The sequence below is a fragment of the Thalassorhabdomicrobium marinisediminis genome (genome assembly GCF_003072065.1).
Taxonomy (GTDB): domain Bacteria; phylum Pseudomonadota; class Alphaproteobacteria; order Rhodobacterales; family Rhodobacteraceae; genus Octadecabacter; species Octadecabacter marinisediminis.
Genome location: NZ_QCYG01000001.1, coordinates 302,585 through 325,941 on the forward strand (window position 1 = coordinate 302,585; position 23,357 = coordinate 325,941).

Consider the following 23,357-nt stretch of genomic DNA (forward strand, 5'->3'; position numbering starts at 1 on the left):
GTCCTTTCCCTGCGGGTAGATGCCACTTCATCTGACCCGATAAACTCAATTCAAACAGCCCGTTGCGCGCTGCCGTCCGCGAAATGAATACCGCATTCAGTCTTACCCTGATCGCGCCAGCGTCCGGCGCGCGCGTCTTCTCCGGCGCCTACGCGACTGGTGCAGGGCATGCAGCCGATGGACGGATAGCCGCGCGCCACCAGCGGATGCCGTGGCAACCGGTGCCGCTCGATATAGGACCGCAGATCGGCGCTGTCCCAATGGGCCAGCGGGTTGACCTTGATCCGGGGCAGTTGACCCGTAGGGCGGTCCACCTCGAACAGGTCCAGCGCCGTCCGTGCGCCGCCCTGGAACCGCTTGCGGCCCGAAATCCAGGCGTCGTAGCCGCGCAGTGCCTTTTGCAGCGGTTCGATCTTGCGCAGGGCGCAGCAGGCGTCGGGGTCGTGCAGGTGCAACAGGTTCTCGTTGTCCCGCTCGAACACCACCTCGCGCGGGGCGCGCAGGGTCTGGATGTTGGTCAGCCCCAGCGCGTCGGCCACCTCGCGCTGGTAGGCGAGCGTTTCGGGAAACAACATTTCGGTGTCGATGAACAGCACCGGCATTGTCCGGTCGATCTGGGCTGCCAGATGCAGCAGCACGACCGACTCCGCGCCGAAGGAACTCACTACAGCAGTCTGCCCCAGCGTGTTCAATGCCACGTCGACGACATCCACCGCGCTGCGGTCGCGGTAGATCCGGTTCAGCGTTTGCGTGCGTCCATCAAGCGGCATTGCGGGCCTCTTTCCTGGCGGTTTCCGGGTAGAGCACGGCCTTGAAAGGCGCGGGCCCAAGGCGTCGGTAGGCTTGCAGAAAGGTCTCTTTCTCGGTCTCGCGCAGGTCCAGATAGCCCAGCATCAGCCGTTCGATGGCGGGCACGATCTCGGTCGCGCTGAAGCCCGGACCGGCCCGTTCGCCCACGGCGGCGGTTTCGGTGTGATCGCCGCCCAGCGTGATCTGGTAATTTTCCACGCCTGCACGGTCGAGGCCGAGGATGCCGATATGGCCCACGTGGTGATGCCCGCAGGCGTTGATGCAGCCGGAAATCTTGATCTTCAGGTGTCCCAGATCATGTTCGATTTTCAGCGCGTCGACGCGGGTCGCGATCTCTTGCGCGATGGGGATCGAGCGCGCGGTCGCCAGCGCGCAATAATCCATGCCGGGGCAGGCGATGATGTCCGAGGCGAGGCCGATATTGGCGGTCGCCAGATCGGCATCGCGCAGGGCAGCATAGACCTGCGGCAGGTCGTCCCGGTGCACATGGGGCAGGATGACGTTCTGCTCATGACTGATGCGCAGCTCATCATGGCTAAAACGCCGCGCGAGGTCCGCCATCACCCGCATCTGCTCGGCCGTAGCATCGCCCGGCGTGGCCCCGTGTTTCTTCAGCGAGATGCTGACGATGGCATAGCCCTCGGCTCGGTGCGGGGTAAGGTTGGTGTCGCTCCAGGACCGGAAGGCGGGGTTCGCCAGCCGCGCGGCCTCATAACCTCTGGTGTCGGCGGTCTTGAAGGCGGGCGGTGCGAACTGGGCTTCGATGCTGCGCAGAATCTGCTGATCGACGCCGCTGAATCCGGGCAGGATCTCTGCGAAGCGGGCGTCGACCCGGCGGCGGATCTCGTCGATGCCGTGCTCGTGCACGGTGATCTTGATCCGGGCCTTGAATTTGTTGTCGCGACGGCCGATCTGGTTCCAGACCGAGACGATCGCCTCAACATAAGGTAAAAGATGAGCTTCGGGCAGGAAGTCATTGATAACCTTGCCGATCATCGGGGTGGGGCCAAGCCCGCCACCAACGATCACCTCATACCCGCGCACGCCGTCCTGCTCAACGATGCGCAGCCCGATGTCGTGGGATTTGATCACCGCCCGGTCGTTGGGCGAGCCGGTGATCGCGATCTTGAACTTGCGCGGCAGGAACTGGAACTCCGGGTGATCGGTGGACCATTGGCGCAGCAGCTCGGCGACCGGGCGCGGATCGGCAATCTCGTCTGCGGCGGCGCCTGCGAAATGATCGGCGGTGACGTTGCGGATCGTGTTGCCCGAGGTCTGGATACTGTGCATTCCGACGTCGGCCAGGTCCGACAGCATGTCGGGCACGCGGCGCAGCTCGGGCCAGTTGAACTGGATGTTCTGGCGCGTGGTGAAATGGCCGTAGCCCTTGTCGTAGGTCTCGGCCAGATGGGCCAGCCGATCCATCTGCGCGGAATTGAGCGTGCCGTAGGGCACGGCCACGCGCAGCATGTAGGCGTGCAATTGCAGATACAGCCCGTTCATCAGGCGCAGCGGTTTGAATTCGTCCTCGGTGAGCGATCCGTCGATGCGGCGCTCCACCTGCGCGCGGAGCTGGGCGACCCGTTCGCGCACGAACGCCTCGTCAAAGTCGGTGTATTTATACATGGTCGCGCTCCTGCTTGCCGTGGGCGTAGTTCGAGGGGCCGCGGGTGCGGAAGCTCTCTCGGAAGTGGGTGGGGGCGGGACCCGCCGCATCGGGTCGCGCGTCGGCCAGATAGGCGCCAACGACCAGATGAGCCTGTGTCTCGGCGTCCAGAAGGCGTAGCTCGGCCGTGCCCGCGTCGGTGATCAGCTCTGCGTCGTCCATGCGCGGCGACCAATGGCCGTTCGCGGTGAGCCAGACGGCGTCGCCCTCCAGCAGACGGTTCGCGGTGACAACTTTGGGGGTGAAGGTGCGGGGCATCACAAGGCCTCCTGATTGGGAACGAAGGATTGGGCAGCGGCGCTTGCGGCGCGGGGCGCAAGGCCAAGGAAGATCAGCGCGGGGCCGGACAAGGCGGCGTCGGTCAACGTGGGTTCGAGTGCGCAAAGCGTCGTCGCGATCACCCGCTGATCGGCGCGTGAGGCGTTTTCGATCACTGTCACCGGGGTCGCCGGATCGGCCCCGTGCATGAGCAGCCGACCTTGCACGAAACGCGCCGAGGTCTTGCCCATGTAGATCGCCGCCACCTGTCCCGGCTCGGCCAGCGCGCGCCAATCGTGTTCGGCATAGCCCTTGGTGTCGTGTCCGGTGATGAAGCGCACGGCGGAATTGCGTCCGCGTTTGGTGAGGCTTTGCCCGATGCCCGCCACGGCGGCCGAGGCGGATGTGATGCCGGGCACGATGGTGTAGGGCAGACCGGCCGCTTCGATGGCCTCGACTTCCTCGTCCAGACGGCCAAAGACGGTGGGATCGCCGGATTTCAGGCGCACGACGTGATGCCCGCGCAGCCCATGTTCGACGATCAGCGCGTTGATATCTTCTTGCGCCATGGCCTTGCCGAAGCCCTGCTTTCCCGCGTCGATCAGGATTGCCTCGCGTCGGGCGAGCTCAAGGATCTCGGGGGTGACAAGGCGGTCGTGGATCACCACATCCGCCTGATCCAGCGCCTTGCGCGCCTTGAGCGTCAGCAAATCGGGATCGCCCGGGCCCGCGCCCACCAGATCCACGTGGCCGGGGCGGGCCTTGCGGGTCAGGTGGTCGTGCAGCAGATCGTCAAGGGCTGCTTCAACGGCACGTTCTCCGCCGCCAATCGCACGGGGGCCTGCGTTGAAATAATAGTCAGACCAGAACGTCCGCCGCGCGGCCCCGAAGGGCAGTTTCTCGGCCATGGTGCGGAAGCCCTTGCCGATCCGGGCGAGGGTGCCAAGCGAGGCGGGAAGACGTTCTTCCAAATCGGTCTTGATCGCCCGGGCCAGCACCGGGGCCGCACCCTCGGTGCCGATGGCCACGGTGACCGGGTCGCGATCGACGATGGCGGGGGTGATGAACTGGCTGTCGTGAAGGTTGTCGACGATGTTAACCAGCGCCCCGTCCGTGCGGGCGAGGGCGGCGGTGCGGGCATCCTCGGTGTCATCCTCATCAGCCGCATAGAATAGCGCTGCGCCGACGGTATCACCGGCGCGGAGCGGGCGTTCGATCAGGGTAAGTCTTCTCTGTGCCGCCCAATCCCGGATCTCCGGCGCAGCGTCGGGGGCGAAAACCGTGACCACGGCTTCGGTCTTGAGGATCAGCCGCAACTTGGCGAGCGCGGCCTCTCCGCCACCGGAGAGCACGACCTTGCGGCCTTCGAGATTGAGGAAGATAGGAAAGTGTTTCATCGGTCAGACCCCTTGCTTGGGGTAGAGATAGAATATTTTCCCGAAAGATGCGCCCCCTTGCGGGTTGAAAGGGAAGATCGTTCGCAATATTGAGGGGATCAGTCAGCATGTTTCCCAAAAAGGGTGAAAACCAGATGAGCGTTCGGATCGATGAATTGGACCGGAAAATCCTTTCGGTGTTGCAGGCGGATGCGAGCCGCAGTCTGGACGATATCGCGCGCGAGGTGGGCTCGTCCAAGACGCCGGTGTGGAACCGGATTCGCAAGATGAAAGAGGCTGGCGTGATCGGCCAGCAGACGGTCGTGCTGGACGCGGAAGCACTGGGGTTCGAGGCCTGTTTCTTCGTGCTGATCCGCACGTCGGAGCATGAAGCCAGCTGGCAGGCGAAGTTCCTCAAGGCCTTGCAGGACCGTCCGGAAGTGCAGGAAGCGCACCGGCTGGCGGGGGATATCGACTATATCCTCAAGGTGCGGGTGCAGAACGCGCGGGCCTATGACGTGTTCTATCAGGCGCTGATTTCCGAGGTGCGGGTGTTCAACGTGACCGCGCTTTTGAGCATGGAAGAGCTGAAATCGACGATGGCGCTGCCGCTTTGACCTAGCCCAGCACGCGGGCGACCTCGCGCAGGATTTTTTCGCGGATCGCGCGGGGATAGTCCCGGTGACGACGCGCGGTGATGACGAACCCGTCGCGGGTGATCACATGACGGCGGTAGAAGGTGGTGATCGCGAGCCCCATGCTCTCAATGGCGATGGCATTGATGGTGACGCCGCTTTGTTCGGCCCGGCGCGCGGCGGCGCGCGTGTCGCGCCCTGCATTCGGCGTGCCGTCGCCAGAGATGTCGATGACGCGGCGGGCGCAGGCGGGGGCGGTCGCAAATTGCGCCAACGCGAACAGGATCGCGTCCCCCGGTGCGGTGTCGCTTTGTACAAAGGCACGCGGCATCAGCCGGGCCTGTGCGGCGAAATCCTGCACATCGGCACGGGTGCGGACCTTGTGCCAGGGGATTGTGAGGGCCTGCCGATCCACTCCGGACCATTGCATCACAGCGAGGGCGACGCGGCCTTCGATCAGGGCCTCGGCCACCTCATCATCGAGCACTGCGTCGGCCATGCCGTCGGTTTGCAGCGCATATTCCGCAGCGTCGATGGAGTTCGACACGTCGATGGTCAGCAACAGCGCGGTGTCGCAGGCCGCAGCCGGGGCGGCAGCAAGGCCGAGTGCGAGGCAGAAACCTTTCATGACCGCAGTCTGCGCGAGGATCGCCGCGCGCGCAAAACAAACCGACGCGGCCAGCGCTGTTCATAGGCGACATGATCCGGTAGCCGTGGCCAAGTCATAAAATGTGTGGGGGGGAAGTGCAGGTTTCTGTTGCCAGGTACCTGCGAACCCCGCCTTGAGCTGCTAGGCCCAAGGGCTTAAGATTTAGGTGTTACGCACAGCTTACGCTGCGAGTGCGACCTGAGCATTGTTGTCATTTGCAACTAGCTTATATGTACCGATAACGGTGGTAACTCACCGAAACAAAGCTAACCCCTTTAGACGTTCGTCGATCCTATTTCGGCCCCATGGTCGCCAAATGAGCGATGTTTGGTGGAGCCGCCGGGTACCGCCCCCGGGTCCGATCCGCTTATTACGAGCGCGTTTATGTTCATAGTCCCGAAGGACAGGTCTAATATAGGGGGCGGTGCGCGCTTTGCAACTGGGGGAATAGGTATTTTTGAACCAGAGAAGCGGGCGGGGGTGCGGACCCTTAAAACGTGTTGTTGTATAGGATGAGCCAGGCGGCGGGGGGCCATTCAAGGGCCAGATAGAGCAGCGCTTTTTTCATGGGCGGGCTGTCGAAAAGCAGCGACAGCAAGCGACCCGCGCCGGCGCCCGCATAGGCCACGCCGAGCATGAAATAGGCGTAAGGCTCTCCGGTAAAAAGGCAAAAGGCGCCCAGGGCCACAAACAGGCCCCCCGACCCGGCGCGCAGTTCCGACAGGCCCATGGTGCTGTCGGTGGGGGCCAGATCAAGTGCGCTGGCGGCGTAGCGGGGGGCCAGAAAAGCGATGCCGCCGAAGATGATGGTCAGAAGGGCGAGGGCTGCGTTTATGAGGTCCATGGGATGTCCTTTTTGGCTCTGGACTTGATACGCGGGATCGGACGGATCGGTTTCAAGATTGTGTGACGGGGAACCGTTAAGGCCGGGACCGGGATACAGAAAGCGTTTGCGACAGAGGGCCGATGGCGTTTCACTGGCGCTCAAAGCGGCGCGCGCCAGCGCCGGACCACAGGAAAGGACTGCCCCCATGTTTGATGCATTGATCGTTGAGAAGACCGCAGAGGGCGAGACCCGCGCGGGCGTGCAGCAGATCGATCTGGACCGCCTGCCGGACGGAGAGGTCACGGTCGCCGTCGAGTATTCCACGTTGAACTACAAGGACGGGCTGTGTCTGGGGTCGGGCGGCGGGCTGGTGCGCAGCTATCCGCATATTCCGGGCATCGATTTTGCCGGAACGGTCGAGGCGTCAGAGGATGATCGCTATGCGCCCGGCGACAAGGTGGTGCTGACCGGATGGCGCGTGGGCGAGGCCCACTGGGGCGGCTATGCGCAAAAGGCGCGGGTGCGGGCGGATTGGCTGGTGCCCTTGCCCGACGGGCTGGACACGCGGCAGGCCATGGCCGTGGGCACCGCCGGGTTCACCGCCATGCTGGCGGTCATGGCGCTGGAGGATCATGGCATCAAGGCGGGGCCGGTGCTGGTCACGGGGGCGTCGGGCGGTGTCGGCTCGGTGGCGACCGCGCTGTTGGCGCAGTTCGGCCATGAGGTGGCGGCGGTGACCGGGCGGCCCGAAGCGGCCGAGTATCTGCGCGAGCTGGGCGCCACGCAGATCGTGCCCCGCGCTGATCTGAGCGAGACCACCAAGCGTCCCCTTGAGGGCGAGACATGGGCAGGCTGCATCGATGCGGTGGGCGGTGCGATGCTCGCCCGCGTGCTGGGGCAGATGAAATATGGCGCGAGCGTTGCCGCCGTGGGGCTTGCGGGCGGGGCCGCTTTGCCGGCCTCGGTCATCCCGTTCCTGCTCAGGGGCGTGAACCTGTTGGGCATCGACAGCGTGATGCAACCCTATGACAACCGCGTCCGCGCGTGGGAGCGGATCGCCAAGGACCTGCCGATGGAAAAGCTCGAAGCGATGGTGCAGCCCGCGACGTTGGCCGATCTGCCGAAGTTGGGCCGCGAGATTCTGGAGGGCCGGGTGCAGGGGCGCGTTGTGGTCGATGTGCAAGGCTGAGCCGCCGTTTTGTGGTGGGAGCGCGGCGTTCGAGTTTATTTGGTCAGATGAAGGGGTCGTCGGGCGCCCTTGGCCTCTGCGGGCGGCGCCCTAGCTTGCAGGTGATCGAAAAGGGGGGCGCTTCATGGCACCAGTGATCTATTGGGTTCGGCGCGATCTGCGGCTTGCCGACAATGCGGCCTTGCTGGATGCGGTGGGGCGTGGCGTGCCGGTCATACCAGTCTTTATTCTTGATGAGGTGGTCGAAGGGCAGGGTGCCGCGCCCGTGTTCCGGTTGGGTCGGGGCGTCGCGGCCTTCGCCGAAACTCTGAAAGGTCTCGGGTCGCGGTTGATCCTGCGGCGGGGGCGCGCGTTGGAGGTGCTGCGCGCCCTGGTGGCCGAGACGGGTGCGGGCGCTGTCGTCTGGAACCGGCTTTACGATCCGGCGTCGAAGGCCCGGGACAGCGCGGTGAAAGCGGCGCTGAGCGACGACGGCATCGCGGTGCAGTCTTTTGCGGGACATTTGATGTTCGAGCCTTGGACGGTGGAGACAAAAACCGGCGGGTATTACAAGGTCTTCACCCCGTTCTGGAAAACCGTGCGCGGCCGGGATGTGGCGCTGCCGCTGGCCGCGCCCTCCGCATTGCCCGCGCCGCAGGATTGGCCGGAGTCGGACCGTCTGGCCGATTGGGCGCTGGATGCGCCGATGCGGCGGGGGGCCGAGGTGGTGGCGCGGCACATGGTCGTGGGCGAGGCCGCGGCGCAGGACCGGCTGGCGGAGTTCATCGAGACCCGGGTGGACGATTATGACAGCGCGCGCGACCGGCCGGGGGTTGAGGGCACTTCGGGGCTGTCGGAAAACCTCACCTACGGAGAGATCAGCCCCGCCGTCTGCTGGCATGCGGGTCAGCGGGCCATGGCGCAGGGGCGCAAGGGGGCCGAGACCTTCTGCAAGGAACTGGCCTGGCGCGAGTTTGCCTATCATCTGACGCATCACACGCCGCGCATCGTGGACCGGAACTGGAAAGAGGCCTGGGACGCTTTCCCGTGGCGCACGGAAGAGACCGACGCCGTGCGTCGTTGGAAACAGGGCCGCACCGGAGAGCCTTTCGTCGATGCCGCCATGCGCGAGATGTATGTGACCGGCACGATGCACAACCGCGGCCGGATGATCGTTGCGTCCTACCTGACCAAACACCTTATGACCCATTGGCGGATCGGGCAGGCCTGGTTCGAGGCCTGTCTGATCGACTGGGACCCGGCGAACAACGCCATGGGCTGGCAATGGGCGGCGGGGTCGGGGCCTGATGCCTCGCCTTTCTTCCGCATTTTCAATCCCGAAACCCAGCTGGCGAAATTCGACCCCAAGGGGCGGTATCGCAGGATGTGGATCGCCGAAGGACAGGACGACCCGCCGAAGACGGCCCTGAGCTACTTCGACGCGATCCCGGAGCATTGGGCCCTGTCGCCTGCGGACAGCTATCCCGATCGGATCGTGGATCTGGCCGAAGGGCGGCAGCGCGCGCTGGCGGCCTACAAGAACCGCGATTTCTAACGCCCTCAGACCTTTCGGCATTTTGCGATTTTCCGGTTTGGTGTCATAGTATTCTTCGTGAAACCAAATCGCCGGGCCGCTCGTATCAACTGCAGACAGGACCAACTGGGAAGACCGATGATTTTGACCTCGACCGACGGGCAAGACAACCTGCCCCGCTATTTTGCCACCGTGTTCGACATGATGGCGCATCTGCCGCGCGGGCGGGTGGACTTTGTCTTGCCGGACGGGCGGCGGTTCAGGGCGGAGGCGGAGGCGCCGGGGCATGTGGCGGAAATCGTCATTCACGACAGCGACCTTTTCGCGCGGCTGATCCGTGAGGGGGATCTGGGCTTTTCCGAGGCCTACATGGATGGCTGGTGGGCGACGCCGGATCTGATGGCCTTCATGGATCTGGTCAGCGACGACGCCGAGGCGATCTATGACGGCTTTCCCGGCCAAGGGCTGTTGCGCGCTTATGAAAAGCTGCGCTTCTGGTGGCAGAGCAATTCCAAACGTCAGGCGAAGAAGAACATCAGCTATCACTATGATTTGGGGAACGATTTCTACGGGCTTTGGCTGGATGAGACGATGACCTATTCCAGCGCCAAGTTCGAAACCGGCCAGGAGAGTCTGGAGACGGCGCAGCGGCAGAAATATGCGAGCATGGTCGATCAGATGGGCGTGACGGCGGGGGATCACGTGCTCGAGATCGGCTGCGGTTGGGGCGGGTTTGCCGAATATGCCGCGAAAGAGCGGGGGCTGCATGTGACCGGGCTGACGATCAGTCAAGAGCAGTTCAACTTCGCGCAGCAGCGCATTGAAAAGGCAGGGCTTTCCGACAAGGTCACCTTGAAGTTGCAGGACTACCGGGATGAGGCGGGCACCTATGACGGGATCGCCAGCATCGAGATGTTCGAGGCCGTGGGCGAGAAATACTGGCCGACCTATTTCAACACCCTGCATCGCTGCCTCAAGCCTGGCGCCAGTGGCACGTTGCAGATCATCATGGTGCAGGATGACCGTTGGGAGCAATATCGCAGCGGTGTGGATTTCATCCAGAAATACATCTTTCCCGGTGGCATGTTGCCCGCGCCCACGGTGCTGCGCGACCAGATTACGCGCGCTGGCCTCGACGTGGCCCATGCCATCTCGTTCGGGCAAAGCTACAGCGATACCCTGCGGCGTTGGCATGAAACCTTCAACGAAAAGTGGGACGAGGTCGCGGCGCTTGGCTTTGACGCGCGGTTCCGGCGGATGTGGAACTTCTACCTCGCCTCTTGCGCGGGGGCGTTCCGCGGGGGTATTTGCGATGTAACGCAAATTACGGTGACCCGGCCAGCCTGACGAAGCCGGGCAACGAACAGACTTTCAGGGAGCAGTGCGATGCCGACAACGGGACGTTTTGTGGGGGCTGTGCTGTTCGGCGCGCTGGCTTGGTATACCAGCCTGCTGATCATCCCTTTGTTTCCCGAAGGCACCAATCTGGGCTGGTTTCAGGAGGTGAATACCCTGTTCGGGCTGATCGCGGGCTGGTCCGTGGCCGGATCGCGCGCCGGCACCGGATATGTGTCGGCGTTCAGCTACGGGCTGACCGCGATGGTCGCGATGGTGGTCATGGCGCTGTTCTTCAATTCCACGGTGGTGATGATTGAGCAAAGCCTGCGGCGGCGCTATGGCGGCCCCGGTAAAGCTGTGACCGCGGTCTTCGAGCTGTTCATGGAGTACGGCAGCATGATGCTGACCCCCGCCATCGTCGGCACGCTGGTCTTCGGCGGCATCGGCGCGGGCCTTGTGGTGGAATTCTTCGCCAAACGGTATCCGTGATGGAGCTGTTTTTGTTCGGCACCTTGCTGCACATGCCGCTTCTGGAAGCGGTGAGCGGCGACGCAGACGTCGCGGGCAAGGTCTCATGGGCCAAGCGGGAGGACTACAGCGTGCGTCGGGTTGCGGGGCAGGTGTTCCCGATGATGTATCCCGACGCAGGCGCGGTGGCCGAAGGGATCATCGTCGCAGGATTGGACGATACAGCGCTTGCCCGGCTCGATTATTATGAAAAGGCCTTCGGCTATAATCGTGAGCATTTCACCGTGATCGACGCAGACGGGCAGCCGCGCGAGGTGACCGCATATCTCCCCGAGCCGGACCGCTGGCAACCGGCCGAGCCTTGGGACCGCGAGGGGTGGATCGCCACCATGGGCGAGGTCACGGTGATGACCGCACATGAGGCAATGTCGGTGATGGCCACTATGACCGCGCCCGAGATGGGGCAGACCTATCCGCAGATGATGGCGCGGGCGGCCTCGAAACAACGGGCGCGCAGCAGCGGGCAGGGGGCGGGATACAACAGCTCTGACGTGGATCTCATCGTCGCGCGGCAGCAGCATGTGGGGTTTTACAACGTTGAGGAGGTCGATCTGGCGTTCCGGCGCTTCGATGGCACCATGTCCGAGCCTGTCAATCGCACGGTCTTCATCGGCGTCGATTGCGCCATGGTGCTGCCCTATGATCCGGTGCGCGACCGGGTGCTTGTGGTGGAGCAATTCCGCACCGGCGCCTATCTGCGCGGCGATCCGAACCCCTGGACGATTGAACCCATCGCCGGACGCATCGACCCCGGCGAAGGCCCGGAAGAGGCCGCGCGGCGCGAGGCGCTGGAAGAGGCCGGGATCGAGATCGGCGCGCTCAAATGCGTCTCGGCCGCCTATCCCAGCCCCGGCACCACGACCGAACATTTCTTCGTTTATATTGGCCTGTGCGATCTGCCGGACGGGACCGCGGGCGTCGGCGGTGCCCCGCAAGAGGATGAGGATATCCGCTCTTACGTTATGGATTGGGCCGCTTTCGACACGGCGCTCAACGCCGGTGAATTCCGCCTTTTGCCGCTGCTGGTGGCCGGTCACTGGCTGGCCCGCAACCGCGACACCTTGCGTGCTTCGGCTTGAAGGCGCTGGGGCACTCCCCTACACCCAAGGCAACCAAGCCCTGACGCGAAAGGCCACGACATGACGATCCGCACCGATCTTGCCGATGCTGTCGGCAACACGCCCCTTATCCGACTGACCGCCGCTTCCGAAGCCACGGGCTGCGACATCTACGGCAAGGCCGAATTCATGAACCCCGGCCAATCAGTCAAGGACCGCGCGGCGCTGTTTATCATCCGTGACGCGATCGCCCGCGGCGCGCTGCGGCCCGGCGGCACGATCGTTGAGGGCACGGCGGGCAACACCGGCATTGGTCTGGCACTGGTGGGGGCCTCGATGGGGTTCAAGACGGTGATCGTCATCCCCGAGACGCAGGCCCAGGAAAAGAAGGACATGATCCGGCTTGCGGGCGCGGAATTGGTCGAAGTGCCAGCGGTGCCCTATAAGAATCCCAACAACTACGTGAAATATTCCGGGCGTCTGGCCGAGCGGCTTGCGCAGTCCGAGCCGGGCGGCGCGATCTGGGCCAACCAGTTCGACAACACCGCCAACCGGCAGGCGCACATTGAGACGACCGGCCCGGAAATCTGGGAGCAGACCGGCGGCAAGATCGACGGGTTCACCTGCGCCGTGGGCTCGGGCGGCACGCTCGCCGGAGTTGCTGCGGTGCTGCAGCCCAAGGGTGTCAAGGTCGCGCTGTCGGACCCGGAAGGGGCGGGCATGTACAAGATCTACACCGGAGAAGAGAACCCCGGAAACTCGATCACCGAAGGCATCGGGCAGGGGCGGATCACCGCGAACCTCGAAGGGTTCACCCCTGATTTCGCCTATCGCATCCCCGACGCGGAAGCCGTGCAGGTCGTCTTCGATCTGTTGCAGGACGAAGGGCTTTGCATGGGCGGCTCGACCGGCGTGAACATCGCGGGGGCCATGAAGCTTGCGCGTGAGCTGGGGCCGGGCAAGACCATCGTGACGATGCTGTGCGACTATGGCACACGCTACCAGTCGAAGCTCTACAACCCCGCCTTCCTGCGCGAAAAGAACCTGCCCGTGCCCCATTGGCTCGCCGCGGAACCGCGTGACCTGCCCACTGTATTCGAAGACGCCTGATGAAACATTTTCTTTGCATGATTGCCCTGCTCGCCTCGGTCGCGGGCGGGCCCGCTTTTGCCCAATCCACGGGCATCCTCTCTGACGTGACCGGAGGAGAGGCCCCGGCCGAGGCAGAAAGCGCCCCGGCGGACACCGGTGCGCTGGCCCTGTCCGAGGAAGAGGAGGCCGCCGCCGAGGCGTTGCCCAAGGTCTTTGAGGATCAGGACGAGTGGCGCACTCTGGCCGACCGGGTGGGCGTCGCAGTCGAAGAGGCGCGGGCCTCAACCGCCGTGCTGGGGGACCTGCGCAGCCAGCTTGCAGCCTGGCGCGATACGTTCCTTGAACGGCAGTCCATCAACAGCGCGCGCATCGAAACGATCCGCGCCCAGATCAACGCGTTGGGGGAGCCCCCTGCGGAAGGGGTCGAGGACCCCCGCATCACCGAACGCCGGGTGGAGCTGTCGCAAAAGCTGCAATTGCTGGAAGCGCCGGCGGTTCTGGCCACCGAAGCCTACACCCAGGCCAACGGGCTGATCGGTGAGGTGGACGACCTTATCAGCTCGCGGGAATCGGACCGGCTGTCCGAGCGGGTGCAAACGCCGCTCAACCCCGAAAGCTGGCCGCGTGCCGGGGCCGCGGCGGTGGCCGCCACCCGCGCCATGACGTCCGAAGTGCGCGCCAATCTGGCGAACCCCAGTAAGTTGAACAGCTTTTATTCTGTTCTGCCCGCGATTCTGGTCCTCGCCACCATCGGTCTGATCCTGCTGTTCCGGGGGCGGGGCTGGTATAATCGGGCGACCCGGGCGCTGGTGGACCGCAGCAAGCGCAGCCGCGACGTGCTGCGTTTCGTCCTGTCCCTTGGCCAGATCCTGATCCCCTTCATCGGCGTGCTGGCACTGGCCGAGGCGCTGACCCTGTCGGGCTTTCTGGGCCGCAGACTCTTTCAGGTGGTCGAAGCGTTGCCCATTCTGGCGCTGTTTCCCATCGTCGCCCACTGGATCGCCGGTCATCTGACACCCCTGGGCCTTGACCAGGACCGGCACCCGCTGCTGATGACGCCCGAGGTTTCGACCCAGGCGCACCGCCAGTTCATCTTTCTGGGCTACATGTTGATGATCTTCGGGGTGATGGAACGGCTGATCGCGGTCAACGGGATCGATCCTGTCCCCGCAGCGGTGCTGACCTTCCCCTTCGGTCTGGTGATCGCATGGGCGCTCTACTGGTTTGCCGATGCGCTCAAGCCCGAGTTGGACGACGCGAGCGACGATGCCTCGCGGTCATTCCGGGTGACCCTGCGGACCTTGCTCAGTCGCGGCCTCAAGATCGTCGCCGTGGTGGGCGTCGTGGCCGGGGCCGTGGGCTACATCAACGCCTTCGAAGCGGTCACCGCGCCTGCGGCCCTCACGGTCTATGTGGTGGCGGTGATGTTGTTGCTGCAACGGCTGTCAGTGGACTTCTACGCGATGGTCTCCAAGTCCGAGAACGGCGCGCAGGACGCGTTGATCCCGGTGCTGATCGGGTTCCTGCTGATCCTTATCTCGCTGCCGATTCTGGCGCTGATCTGGGGCGCACAATGGACCGACCTGACCGAGCTTTGGGCGCGGTTCCGCGAAGGCTTCTCCATCGGAGAGACCAAGATCTCGCCCAGCAGCTTCCTGCTCTTCGCGCTGGTCTTCGTTGTCGGCTACACGGTCACCCGCCTGACCCAGGCCGCCCTGCGCACCACGGTGCTGCCGCGCACCAAGCTGGACGTGGGCGGGCAGGACGCGCTGGTGTCCGGGCTGGGCTACGTGGGAATATTCCTTGCCGCCGTGATCGCGATCACCACGGCTGGGATCGATCTGAGCGGCCTTGCCATTGTCGCCGGGGCGCTCTCGGTCGGGATCGGTTTCGGCCTGCAGAACATCGTCAGCAACTTCGTCTCGGGCATCATCCTTCTCATCGAACGTCCGATCAGCCAGGGCGACTGGATCGAGGTGGGCGACCAGATGGGCTATGTGCGCGACATCTCGGTCCGCTCTACCCGGATTGAGACGTTTGACCGCACGGATGTGATCGTGCCCAACGGTGATCTGGTCAGCAATCAGGTGATCAACTGGACCCGGGGCAACAACGTGGGCCGGGTGATCGTGCCCGTGGGCGTCGCCTATGGCACCGACACCGAATGGGTCGCCGGCATCCTGAAAGAGATCGCCGAAGCGCACCCGATGGTCCTGATGAACCCCGCGCCGTCGGTCGTGTTCCAGGGCTTCGGGGCCGACAGCCTCGATTTCGAGATCCGCGCCATCCTGCGGGATGTGAACTATGTGCTCAGCGTGAAGTCCGAAATGAACCACGAAATCGCCAAGCGGTTCGCACAGGAAGAGATCGAGATCCCGTTCAGCCAGCGCGACATCTGGCTGCGCAATCCCGAAGTGCTCGACTTCGGCAAAGAGGGGGACGCGGACGAGACGGATAACGACGCCGGCAAGGGGGCCTCGGCTACACACGCGGAGGACCATCCTAAGCAAGAGCGTTTCCGCGAGATCGAGGACACCGCCGAGGCCGCCGAAGAGGCGCAGGACGGGGATGGTGACGGAGACGGCCGATGACCAAGCCGCTGTTTCTTGATGACGCCTATCTGCGCGATGCCCGGGGCGAGGTGTTTGCTGTCACCGACGAAGGCGGCATCGTGCTCGACCAGACGATCTTCTACCCCACCGGCGCCGGCCAGCCGGGCGATTCCGGCACCCTGTCCTGGCAAGGCGGCCAGATCGAAATCGCCACGACCGTGAAGGGCGATCGGGGCGCCATCGTTTTGGTCCCGGCCGAGCCGAACCCGCTGCCCCCCGTGGGCGCGCAGGTGACGCAGACGCTCGATTGGGAACGCCGCCACCGGCACATGCGCGTGCACACCGCGCTGCATCTGCTCTCGGTCGTGATCCCCCTGCCGGTCACCGGCGGCTCGATCGGCACCGAGAAGGGCCGGCTGGACTTCAACATGCCCGAAGCCCCCGCCGACAAGGCCGCGCTAGAAGCGACGCTCAACCGCCTGATCGGCTGCGATTTTCCGGTGTCGATGGACTGGATCACCGACGATGAGCTCGACGCCAATCCGGGTCTGGTGAAGACCATGTCCGTGCAACCGCCCAAAGGGGCAGGGCGCGTGCGACTGGTCCGCATCGGTGAGGGCGACGACGTGGCTGACCTGCAGCCCTGCGGCGGCACCCACGTGCGCCGAACCTCGGAGATCGGTCGGGTGCGGCTCGGCAAGGTGGAGAAGAAGGGCAAGCAGAACCGCCGCGTCTACATGCATCTGGACGGGTGATGTATGCGGCGCTTTTCAGCCTGACAGGGGTGTTCCTGATCGCCGTGGGCGGGGTCCTCTTTGCCGCCCCCGAGGCTTATCTGTCGCTCTATGTCCCCTCGGACGTCGCCGAAGCCTCCTTCGCCGCCCGCAGGCTGGCCGCCCCGGTCTGCGGCTTGGGCGGCCTTTTGCTTCTGGCGCGCAACCTGCCAACAGGCGCGTTCGCGTCCCGCGTCGCGTGGCTCATATCCGCCGTGTGGCTGGGTGTAGCGGCGACCGGGATTTTCCATTTCTTAACCGGCGCGGCGACACGGGCCATCCTGATCGCGGCGGCCACCGAGGTGATCCTTGCCCTGCTGTTCGGCCTCGCCGCGCTTCAAAAACGCCCTCCAAGATAATCCGGCGTTTTTGCACAAACACCTCTTGCATTCCCCCGCCGTTCGCAGGTAGACCCCGCCTCGGACAGGTGGCCGAGTGGTCGAAGGCGCGCGCCTGGAAAGTGCGTAGGCGGGAGACCGTCTCGAGGGTTCGAATCCCTTCCTGTCCGCCACAAACCATTCGCGAACCCGAGACGAGGCCCCAGTGAGCGCCTTTTTTCTTTTTGTTTCAAAGGGGTTTAGCGAAGCCATCCGACTTTCGGAGACTGGCGTTTCCGCCGAAATCGGTCTCTGAACGCCCCGCGTCTCTTTCTATCCGCCCTTCATCCAAATCGAGACGGATTCAAAAAATGACGCACTTTCAGTGTGTTGGCGAAATCGAACTGCGCCGCAGTTGAGGCAGGTTCGACCGCTTTCGAAACGGTCAGAGACACCTGAAGGCGGCGTGGTTCTTCGAAAATGCGCGAATAGCTGCGAGAAGTCGCTGATGACAAACTCACTTTCCTTTCGTAGCTTTGGCGAGTGAGCTCTTAAGGGGGAGATATGGGAAGACGTCGCCAAAGCGGAATCTTTGAAACGCTATTCAAATCAGCCTTTGGTGTCGGCACCACTGTTCACTACAAGACAGACTGGCTCGGCCGAAAGAAAAAGGTAGTCAAGCACCACGATTCCGGGAAGACCAAGACATACACACACGGCACTGGCTTCTTCGGGAACAAGACGAGGACAAAAACCGTCAAACACGGGAGGGTTATTGAGGAAGGAACCGTCCGCGAGAACCTTTTTTGGAGCGGTGCCACCGAACACGCACGGAAGAGGGACGGTACTGAAGTTAAGCGAAATTATTCACCTGGAATATTTCGCGATCATGTCTCGACTCGGGAAAATGGGATTTGCTTCAAATGCGACGGCGCTGGACAGAAGCAGATCACTTGTAGGACTTGCAGCGGCACGGGAATGTTTACGTTCCCAGAGCGCGAATGTTGGACCTGTGGTGGAACCGGCCGCTATGGGGAAAATCAATGTCGAAGATGTTCCGGTAGCGGTATCTATGCGTCCGGGAAACAAGTCACCTGCAATCGCTGTAGCGGCACTGGGAAGCGTACGGTGACGTGCAACAAATGCGACGGCAGTGGTAAGTTTATCAATAACTCGTATCGTTAGCAGAGTGGGTATTAATGCTTGGTGTATAAGTTATCGGCACGTTACAGTCGTTATTTCATTTTTTGGTCAAATTCTTATGGAGATATCTAGTTCATTTGCCATGAACATACCGTCTGCAATTAGGAACCTCAGCACGCGGCGTGATTTCACGACATCATAGTCGTGATATTCCGCAAAACGATCATTACTTAGTACGAAGGCGTTCTTACCCTTCCCGGCTAGCTTCATCAAATACTCGTCTGCTGCTGTCTTGGTCGGCGCGACGTGTGTGGCGACCTTGGCGCCAAGTAATTTTTCAACGCCTTGGTTGTCTGTCTTCAGCATGGCGCGAATTGACGCATCGAAAACGATAGTGACCTTGAAGCGATCACCCAGCGCCCCAAGCAGCGCGGAAATCCCTCGCAACCCAATAAATGATTGCCCTTCGTAGCAGGCATTGTTTCCATCGATCACGAGATGCGAAATTGTTCGATCAAGTTTTTTCAACTCGTCTCGAATACGGCGCTCGACTTTTGGAATGTTATTTTCAAGCCGTCGAATTTTTCCTCTTCGATCATTGATGACATGCCTAGGGCTGCCAGAGCCAAATTTCTCTTCGCATTCCTGGTGAATCATTGCCCGCTCGTAACTATTCTCCGCAGCGGTCAAGTCTCGATCGAAACGATCTGCCTTTGCGATGTCAGAGTTAAAAGTTTCTAACTCAGATTCTAGCCGATCAAGCTCCTGCGAATGGGGCCGGATCTTTTCCTCAATCCTTTTAAGTTCGGCTTTTGCCGCAGCCAAGTCGCTATCAATCTGTCGGGTTTTTTGTTGAATGGCCGCAAGCTGCGTTTCTGCTTCATTGAGGTTGAAGCACTCGTGTTCAGAAATACGCTTTTGCGTCGAGCTTAAGTCTGATCGCGCCTTAGATAGCGCCTCATTGTCACTCATCAAGTGCTCATTTACTGAGGATATTTCTTTACGAAGCCGACTGGCTTCTACGCGTAGGCGTTTCTGTTCCGCTGTAAAAAACTTCCAGAACACAAGCGGATTGGTCTGGGCCGCTCGGGTATCCTTAAGGCGATTCTCAAGGTTTGCCTTGTAAACTTCCTCGTCCGCTATCTTTTGTGAAAGGCCAACTGAGGTGCTTTCGAAACGCTTTATTTTTCCTAGTTCGACTTCCGGTTCGAACGCTTTATGGCTCTCGATAGAATCCCGGAGAGCTCTTTGTGTCTCCTGCATGGCTCGGTGCTGTTCGGTCAGCCTTTTTATGCGAGAGCGTCGACGCTGGAGAGGTTCAAGAGGGCTGATCGCGTTCATTCGCTCGCTCGCAAGTCTAGGAAACGTCAAGCATTATATGTGGATGGGGGGCATTGGCAACACGATGGGCGCTTGTGTCGGCCTGGAATTGTGGGCATCGGTGCAAGTCACCCCAATGGCATATTATCATCGCTCAGCTCTTCTATGGCAATCAAACAAACACTGATTTCGTAATTGTGCCGAAGGATTGGGTTCCTGACCGCACAGAGCGCACCCTTGCTCAAGTTAAGTCCGAGTTGGGGCGAAACCACAGACTCGGAAGAAAATTAAGCACGCTACCTGTCTAGGCGGATAGCTTGGCTTACGCGGGAAAACCTTCTGGCTCGGGCGCGCGCTTTACCTGCAGTACTCTTTTCTTTCGACCTGTTCGGGTGACAAACACTAGTTCTTCGGAACCGTCCTTATTAACCACATACTTCAGCCGGTGGAGTGAGAACACCTGACCATCCACGGTCAAATCCTTGTGGTCATCCGAAAGCGAAACATTGTCCAACTCGGCATCGAGCCGCGCGAGGATCGTTTCGAGGGAGTGCGCTTCCAGAAGTCGCACTTCCCTAATGATACCCGTCAGAGTTGTCGGTTCGAGCCCGCCCTTTGCACGCTCTTCATTGATCTTACGCATCGTTTTGCGTGTTACATATAATCCAAGCGTGGCCGCGACAGTCGCAGCGGTGCCAGCAATCGCCCATCCAATGGGCGTCAGACCCAAAAAGGTTACCGTGGGGGCAATTCCGAGCGAACTGGCGACGCCGCCCAGGCCGACGGCTGTCAGTGCAGATCCCACACCGAGAGCAGCACTAGAAGAGAGCGCCGCGAGACCACCAGTTGCACCGAAAATGCCCGCCGCTGATACTAGCCCTAGACTGCCGAGTAGGGAGCTGTTTCCGAGAACGAATGCACCGATCCAAGTGCTCGATAGCGTACCTGCGATATAGCCCGAAGCAGCAGTTGAGGCGATCCAAGCGCCTGATGAATGCAATACTGGAATTGAAATGGCGAGAAAAGGCAGTGGCATGAGCGGGCTCCGACGAAATATTATTCCTTAAACTTGGGCGCTCTACCGACCTTGTTCAAGAGTTTGTGAGGTTTTCGCGCAAGCGATGCCACATCACCTGTGAAAAAGGTTGGAGATGGCCTTGGAGCTTTGGTTGAGCTGCTGCAAACGCAGTTGGGCGTAAATGAATCGCTGACCCCGCATTGTCATTGGCTGGCAGGGAACACCCGGCCCATTTGCTTCTCCCATGCCTCTCCTGCCGTAAAACAAAGATCTTAGAGGCTGACCGCTGAAGTCTCCCGCCCGCAGGTCAGCCGCTTCAACACCTCCGGCGCGAGATAGGCCAACCGCGGCGAATTGGGTGGATGGGCGGCTCTGACGCAATTGAGCTCTCTCTGCTAAATGGAGATGCGATCGCTTCTCGACATTGCTGCCGCCATCATTGGCGCTGGACCGTCGCCAACTTGGTCAGAACCTCCATCGGATCAAGGTCGACGTAAACTTCGTTGTTATTCGGTTCCGTCCGATGTTTTGCGAACGCCTCACCCAGATATTTCTCCACATCAATGGCGTCCTGCACAGAGCCGATGGCTTGGTCTGTGTTCAACACCCATTGCGGTTCACATGACAGCCGGAACTTGTTGAATTCGGTCACGCGCTTCATCGCATCCTGTGCATGACCGATTTTCACAACGCGACCACCTTTCCCAAGAGTGGCGACATAAATGCTGTTCATGGCTTCAGCGTTCGGCTCGACAGCATATCCATTTATCGCGAAGGGATGCTTCTGCCGCAGCTGCCGCACTCGATTTTCCATGGTCTGGAAGCGCGGTGTCATAACTTCCAGCTCTTTACCGTTCGTGACGAGAAGGTCTCTGAGAGCCGCAGCCAACTCGCCACCGACTTCCTGCAAAGTCGTGATTGCGCGTTGGGTATGGGTAGAGGGACCGTATCCCGGAAGCTCACGAAACTCTGGAGCATCTCGGATGATCCAAGTGCGTATGGGTTGGAGCGCGTAAGGCCAACGATAGCTGCCATCTTCCAGCTTGTCCCAGGTGTTCGCCGCTTCAACTCCGAATTCGGAGGTGTCCGCAGTGCTGTGGCTTATCTGCCAGACATTTAGAACGCGACCTTTCCATTCGTCGGGGATCTGTACCTTTGGATCGCCGGGGTTTCGGCTGACAACACCAAAAGCGAAGTCTCCTTCCTGTGTACTGCGAACGGCGACGGTTCTGTTTTGTTTGCTGGTAAAGGTAAGTGGGCCGCCACTTTTGCCGTGGCTCCCCCAAACATAGGTAAAAAATACTCCGCTCATGAAACCCCCGTCACTTCTCTTTTCTCAAGCGTAACATCGAAATCAAACAATCCACATAGAACCTAATCCCGTTCCTTGATTGTGTCGCTAGGAAAGCAATCTCATGCCCACCCCACGTGAAGCCATCCTCACCGCGCTGCAAGCGCGGCTTTCAACGCTGCCCGGCACGGTCCTTCGCGGTGAGGTGCTACCCGAGCGCGTGCCGGCCGACGGCCTGCTGATCCTGCGCGATGGCGAGCCAGGCGATCCAGAGGTAACCCTGTCGCCGCTGCGCTACCACTACCAGCACCGCGCCGAGATCGAGGCCGTCATGCAGGGCACCGACCGTGATCCCGCCTTCGATACGCTGACCGCCAGCATTGGCTCCGAACTCGCCGCCGACCGCACGCTGGGCGGCCTCTGCGACTGAGTCGAGGCGGAAGCGCCCCGTCCGGTCGATATGCCGGTTGAGGGCGCCGCCAGTCTGAAGGCGGCCGTCATTCCGGTGGTGCTACACTATTCCACGGCCGACCCGCTCGGCTGATCCCGACAATCTGAGGAGAACACGATGGCACGAGCCCAAGGGGCGCGGGCGCAAATGGCGCTTGCGTTCGAGACGACCTATGGAACGCCCCCCGTGGGCGGTTTCACGAAGATGCCCTTCGCCAGCACCTCGCTGGGGGCAGAGCAGCCGCTGCTCAATTCTGAACTCTTAGGCTACGGCCGCGATCCACTGGCGCCGATCAAGGATGCCGTGACGGCCGATGGCGATGTCGTTGTGCCGCTCGACGCTGAGGCCTTCGGATTTTGGCTGAAGGCGGCCTTTGGTGATCCAACCACGACCAGCACAGGGCCATGTACGCATGAGTTTCAGTCGGGGTCCTGGACGCTGCCCAGCATGTCGATCGAGACCGGCATGCCCGAAGTGCCGCGCTTTGCGATGTATTCGGGTTGCGTGCTGGACCAGATCAACTGGCAAATGCAGCGATCTGGCCTGCTGACCGCAACGGCCCGGCTGGTGGCGCAGGGCGAGACGGTGGACACAACCACCAGCGCCGGGACGCCAGAATCACTCGAATTGCAGCGCTTCGGCCATTTCAACGGGGCGATCACGCGGAACGGCTCCGCCCTCGGCAACGTGGTCTCGGCCGACATCACCTATGTCAACAACCTCGACCGGATCGAGACCATTCGCTCGGACGGCCGCATCGACGGCGCAGACCCGTCCATTGCGGCGCTGACTGGCTCCATCGAGGTTCGGTTTGCCGATCAGACGCTTGTGACGCAGGCGATCAATGGCGATCCCTGCGAGTTGGAATTCGCCTATGTGCTGCCCTCCGGCGAGAGTTTCAGCCTCACTGTGCATGCCGTCTACCTGCCGCGCCCACGCATCGAGATTTCCGGGCCGCAGGGCGTTCAGGCCACCTTCGACTGGCAGGCCGCGCGCGACAGCACGGTCGGCCGGATGTGCAAGGCAACGCTGATCAACGACATTGAGGTATACTGATGCTGACTCTCGACCTGACGAACACGCCGCGCTGGCATGATCTCGTGACAGGTGTGCGGGCGGAGCTGCGTCCACTGACCACGGCCCTGATGGTTGCGACGCGGAGCGATCCGGCCGTCGAGGCGGTCGCCGACGAGGCCTCCGACGAGGAACGCGGTGTCGCCTTCGCCAAGGCGCTGGCGCGGCGTGCCGTGCTTGCATGGGAGGGTATCGGTGATGCGGATGGCAACGCAATCGAGCCGACCCCGGAGGCCATCGACGCGCTGCTTGATATCTGGCCGATCTTCGAGGCCTTCCAGCTAACCTACGTCTCCAAAGGCCTGCTGCTGGAACAGGAAAAAACGCATCCGCGCCCTCGCCGAGTGGTCCTTCGGCGGGGGCGAGCGATACTGCGAGGGTTGCGAACCCAGCGAGCCCGGCCAAACGGCGTGCGAAGACTGCCCGGCGCGGCTGAACCAACCCATCACATTTGAGGGCTGGCAGGTCTGGGACCTCGTC

At 62.0% G+C, this 23,357-nt stretch carries 20 protein-coding genes, 1 tRNA gene, 1 other RNA gene and 2 pseudogenes; 14 read left to right on the top strand and 10 right to left on the bottom strand.

The genetic code is table 11. From position 1 onward, the window contains the following. Positions 1–50: 50 nt before the first annotated feature. From DC363_RS01520 to cysG, 4 genes are read right to left on the bottom strand one after another with little or no spacing between them, the layout of a single operon-like run. The gene (locus DC363_RS01520) at positions 51–770 is read right to left on the bottom strand and encodes a phosphoadenylyl-sulfate reductase (protein ID WP_108639358.1); all 720 of its coding nucleotides are present in this window, start codon (positions 768–770) and stop codon (positions 51–53) included. Further along, positions 760–2,436 (bottom strand): nitrite/sulfite reductase, encoded by a 1,677-nt coding sequence (locus tag DC363_RS01525; RefSeq protein ID WP_108639359.1) that lies wholly within the window; start codon positions 2,434–2,436, stop codon positions 760–762. The genes DC363_RS01520 and DC363_RS01525 overlap by 11 nt, the downstream gene beginning before the upstream one ends. Then, positions 2,429–2,734, bottom strand: coding sequence for a DUF2849 domain-containing protein (locus DC363_RS01530; protein ID WP_108639360.1), 306 nt, complete (start codon positions 2,732–2,734; stop codon positions 2,429–2,431). The genes DC363_RS01525 and DC363_RS01530 overlap by 8 nt, the downstream gene beginning before the upstream one ends. Then, positions 2,734–4,131, bottom strand: coding sequence for a siroheme synthase CysG (gene cysG, locus DC363_RS01535; protein WP_108639361.1), 1,398 nt, complete (start codon positions 4,129–4,131; stop codon positions 2,734–2,736). The genes DC363_RS01530 and cysG overlap by 1 nt, the downstream gene beginning before the upstream one ends. 134 nt (positions 4,132–4,265) lie before the next feature. Between cysG and DC363_RS01540 the strand changes: the two genes are divergently transcribed. Beyond that, positions 4,266–4,727 (top strand): Lrp/AsnC family transcriptional regulator, encoded by a 462-nt coding sequence (locus DC363_RS01540; RefSeq protein ID WP_108639532.1) that lies wholly within the window; start codon positions 4,266–4,268, stop codon positions 4,725–4,727. A 1-nt stretch (position 4,728) separates the two neighbouring features. Here DC363_RS01540 and DC363_RS01545 read toward each other — a convergent pair whose 3' ends face one another. From DC363_RS01545 to DC363_RS01555, 3 genes are all read right to left on the bottom strand, one after another. Then, a complete protein-coding gene (locus tag DC363_RS01545; RefSeq protein WP_108639362.1) occupies positions 4,729–5,373 on the bottom strand; it encodes a DUF1194 domain-containing protein in 645 nt (214 codons plus the stop codon). 115 nt (positions 5,374–5,488) lie between these two features. After that, positions 5,489–5,837: a transfer-messenger RNA gene (gene ssrA, locus DC363_RS01550) on the bottom strand. Between the two features lie 47 nt (positions 5,838–5,884). Beyond that, positions 5,885–6,238: a DUF4345 family protein gene (locus DC363_RS01555; RefSeq protein WP_108639363.1), complete on the bottom strand. Its 354-nt coding sequence runs from the start codon at positions 6,236–6,238 to the stop codon at positions 5,885–5,887. Between the two features lie 187 nt (positions 6,239–6,425). On the opposite strand from DC363_RS01555, the gene acuI reads away from it, so the two are divergent. The 10 genes from acuI (at position 6,426) to DC363_RS01605 (ending at position 16,774) form a co-directional block, all read left to right on the top strand. Then, on the top strand, positions 6,426–7,409 hold the full coding sequence (acuI, locus tag DC363_RS01560) for an acryloyl-CoA reductase (protein WP_108639364.1): 984 nt from the start codon (positions 6,426–6,428) through the stop codon (positions 7,407–7,409). A 124-nt stretch (positions 7,410–7,533) separates the two neighbouring features. After that, the gene (locus tag DC363_RS01565; RefSeq protein ID WP_108639365.1) at positions 7,534–8,943 is read left to right on the top strand and encodes a cryptochrome/photolyase family protein; all 1,410 of its coding nucleotides are present in this window, start codon (positions 7,534–7,536) and stop codon (positions 8,941–8,943) included. A 117-nt stretch (positions 8,944–9,060) separates the two neighbouring features. Further along, positions 9,061–10,269: an SAM-dependent methyltransferase gene (locus DC363_RS01570; protein WP_108639366.1), complete on the top strand. Its 1,209-nt coding sequence runs from the start codon at positions 9,061–9,063 to the stop codon at positions 10,267–10,269. Between the two features lie 39 nt (positions 10,270–10,308). After that, the gene (locus tag DC363_RS01575; RefSeq protein WP_108639367.1) at positions 10,309–10,749 is read left to right on the top strand and encodes a TrgA family protein; all 441 of its coding nucleotides are present in this window, start codon (positions 10,309–10,311) and stop codon (positions 10,747–10,749) included. Then, positions 10,749–11,867, top strand: coding sequence for an NUDIX domain-containing protein (locus DC363_RS01580; protein WP_108639368.1), 1,119 nt, complete (start codon positions 10,749–10,751; stop codon positions 11,865–11,867). Before DC363_RS01575 ends, DC363_RS01580 begins: the two co-directional genes overlap by 1 nt. A 60-nt stretch (positions 11,868–11,927) precedes the next feature. Then, positions 11,928–12,956: a cysteine synthase A gene (locus DC363_RS01585; protein ID WP_108639369.1), complete on the top strand. Its 1,029-nt coding sequence runs from the start codon at positions 11,928–11,930 to the stop codon at positions 12,954–12,956. Then, the gene (locus DC363_RS01590; protein WP_108639370.1) at positions 12,956–15,529 is read left to right on the top strand and encodes a mechanosensitive ion channel family protein; all 2,574 of its coding nucleotides are present in this window, start codon (positions 12,956–12,958) and stop codon (positions 15,527–15,529) included. Before DC363_RS01585 ends, DC363_RS01590 begins: the two co-directional genes overlap by 1 nt. Then, entirely contained in the window at positions 15,526–16,245 is a 720-nt protein-coding gene (locus DC363_RS01595; RefSeq protein ID WP_108639371.1) for an alanyl-tRNA editing protein, read from the top strand. Before DC363_RS01590 ends, DC363_RS01595 begins: the two co-directional genes overlap by 4 nt. After that, a complete protein-coding gene (locus DC363_RS01600) occupies positions 16,245–16,622 on the top strand; it encodes a hypothetical protein (protein WP_108639372.1) in 378 nt (125 codons plus the stop codon). The genes DC363_RS01595 and DC363_RS01600 overlap by 1 nt, the downstream gene beginning before the upstream one ends. A gap of 62 nt (positions 16,623–16,684) precedes the next feature. Next, positions 16,685–16,774: transfer RNA gene (locus DC363_RS01605), tRNA-Ser, on the top strand. 1,057 nt (positions 16,775–17,831) lie between these two features. Here the strand turns inward: DC363_RS01605 and DC363_RS01610 are convergent. From DC363_RS01610 to DC363_RS01620, 3 genes are all read right to left on the bottom strand, one after another. Next, positions 17,832–18,986 (bottom strand): NYN domain-containing protein, encoded by a 1,155-nt coding sequence (locus tag DC363_RS01610; RefSeq protein WP_158270817.1) that lies wholly within the window; start codon positions 18,984–18,986, stop codon positions 17,832–17,834. 379 nt (positions 18,987–19,365) lie between these two features. Further along, positions 19,366–20,079 carry a hypothetical protein gene (locus DC363_RS16640; protein ID WP_146180727.1) on the bottom strand — a complete coding sequence of 238 codons (714 nt, stop codon included), beginning with the start codon at positions 20,077–20,079 and terminating at the stop codon, positions 19,366–19,368. A 418-nt stretch (positions 20,080–20,497) separates the two neighbouring features. Then, positions 20,498–21,373, bottom strand: coding sequence for a GIY-YIG nuclease family protein (locus DC363_RS01620; protein ID WP_108639375.1), 876 nt, complete (start codon positions 21,371–21,373; stop codon positions 20,498–20,500). 103 nt (positions 21,374–21,476) lie between these two features. Between DC363_RS01620 and DC363_RS01625 the strand changes: the two are divergent. The 3 genes and pseudogenes from DC363_RS01625 (at position 21,477) to DC363_RS01635 (ending at position 23,313) form a co-directional block, all read left to right on the top strand. After that, a pseudogene (locus DC363_RS01625) lies at positions 21,477–21,896 on the top strand (acyl-CoA transferase). A 24-nt stretch (positions 21,897–21,920) separates the two neighbouring features. Continuing rightward, positions 21,921–22,859, top strand: a complete 939-nt coding sequence (locus tag DC363_RS01630; RefSeq protein ID WP_108639376.1) for a phage tail tube protein — start codon at positions 21,921–21,923, stop codon at positions 22,857–22,859. Next, positions 22,859–23,313: pseudogene (locus DC363_RS01635) on the top strand (hypothetical protein). Before DC363_RS01630 ends, DC363_RS01635 begins: the two are co-directional and overlap by 1 nt. Positions 23,314–23,357: the final 44 nt, after the last annotated feature.

Excerpts from the sequence above, each read along its gene's own strand:
- DC363_RS01585 (WP_108639369.1), top strand. The coding sequence starts at position 11,928 with ATGACGATCCGCACCGATCTTGCCGATGCTGTCGGCAACACGCCCCTT.
- DC363_RS01545 (WP_108639362.1), bottom strand. The coding sequence starts at position 5,373 with ATGAAAGGTTTCTGCCTCGCACTCGGCCTTGCTGCCGCCCCGGCTGCG.
- DC363_RS01520 (WP_108639358.1), bottom strand. The coding sequence starts at position 770 with ATGCCGCTTGATGGACGCACGCAAACGCTGAACCGGATCTACCGCGAC.
- DC363_RS01595 (WP_108639371.1), top strand. The coding sequence starts at position 15,526 with ATGACCAAGCCGCTGTTTCTTGATGACGCCTATCTGCGCGATGCCCGG.
- cysG (WP_108639361.1), bottom strand. The coding sequence starts at position 4,131 with ATGAAACACTTTCCTATCTTCCTCAATCTCGAAGGCCGCAAGGTCGTG.
- DC363_RS01590 (WP_108639370.1), top strand. The coding sequence starts at position 12,956 with ATGAAACATTTTCTTTGCATGATTGCCCTGCTCGCCTCGGTCGCGGGC.
- DC363_RS01565 (WP_108639365.1), top strand. The coding sequence starts at position 7,534 with ATGGCACCAGTGATCTATTGGGTTCGGCGCGATCTGCGGCTTGCCGAC.
- acuI (WP_108639364.1), top strand. The coding sequence starts at position 6,426 with ATGTTTGATGCATTGATCGTTGAGAAGACCGCAGAGGGCGAGACCCGC.
- DC363_RS01540 (WP_108639532.1), top strand. The coding sequence starts at position 4,266 with ATGAGCGTTCGGATCGATGAATTGGACCGGAAAATCCTTTCGGTGTTG.
- DC363_RS16640 (WP_146180727.1), bottom strand. The coding sequence starts at position 20,079 with ATGCCACTGCCTTTTCTCGCCATTTCAATTCCAGTATTGCATTCATCA.
- DC363_RS01525 (WP_108639359.1), bottom strand. The coding sequence starts at position 2,436 with ATGTATAAATACACCGACTTTGACGAGGCGTTCGTGCGCGAACGGGTC.
- DC363_RS01570 (WP_108639366.1), top strand. The coding sequence starts at position 9,061 with ATGATTTTGACCTCGACCGACGGGCAAGACAACCTGCCCCGCTATTTT.
- DC363_RS01575 (WP_108639367.1), top strand. The coding sequence starts at position 10,309 with ATGCCGACAACGGGACGTTTTGTGGGGGCTGTGCTGTTCGGCGCGCTG.
- DC363_RS01630 (WP_108639376.1), top strand. The coding sequence starts at position 21,921 with ATGGCACGAGCCCAAGGGGCGCGGGCGCAAATGGCGCTTGCGTTCGAG.
- DC363_RS01580 (WP_108639368.1), top strand. The coding sequence starts at position 10,749 with ATGGAGCTGTTTTTGTTCGGCACCTTGCTGCACATGCCGCTTCTGGAA.
- DC363_RS01620 (WP_108639375.1), bottom strand. The coding sequence starts at position 21,373 with ATGAGCGGAGTATTTTTTACCTATGTTTGGGGGAGCCACGGCAAAAGT.
- DC363_RS01530 (WP_108639360.1), bottom strand. The coding sequence starts at position 2,734 with ATGCCCCGCACCTTCACCCCCAAAGTTGTCACCGCGAACCGTCTGCTG.
- DC363_RS01555 (WP_108639363.1), bottom strand. The coding sequence starts at position 6,238 with ATGGACCTCATAAACGCAGCCCTCGCCCTTCTGACCATCATCTTCGGC.
- DC363_RS01610 (WP_158270817.1), bottom strand. The coding sequence starts at position 18,986 with ATGCAGGAGACACAAAGAGCTCTCCGGGATTCTATCGAGAGCCATAAA.
- DC363_RS01600 (WP_108639372.1), top strand. The coding sequence starts at position 16,245 with ATGTATGCGGCGCTTTTCAGCCTGACAGGGGTGTTCCTGATCGCCGTG.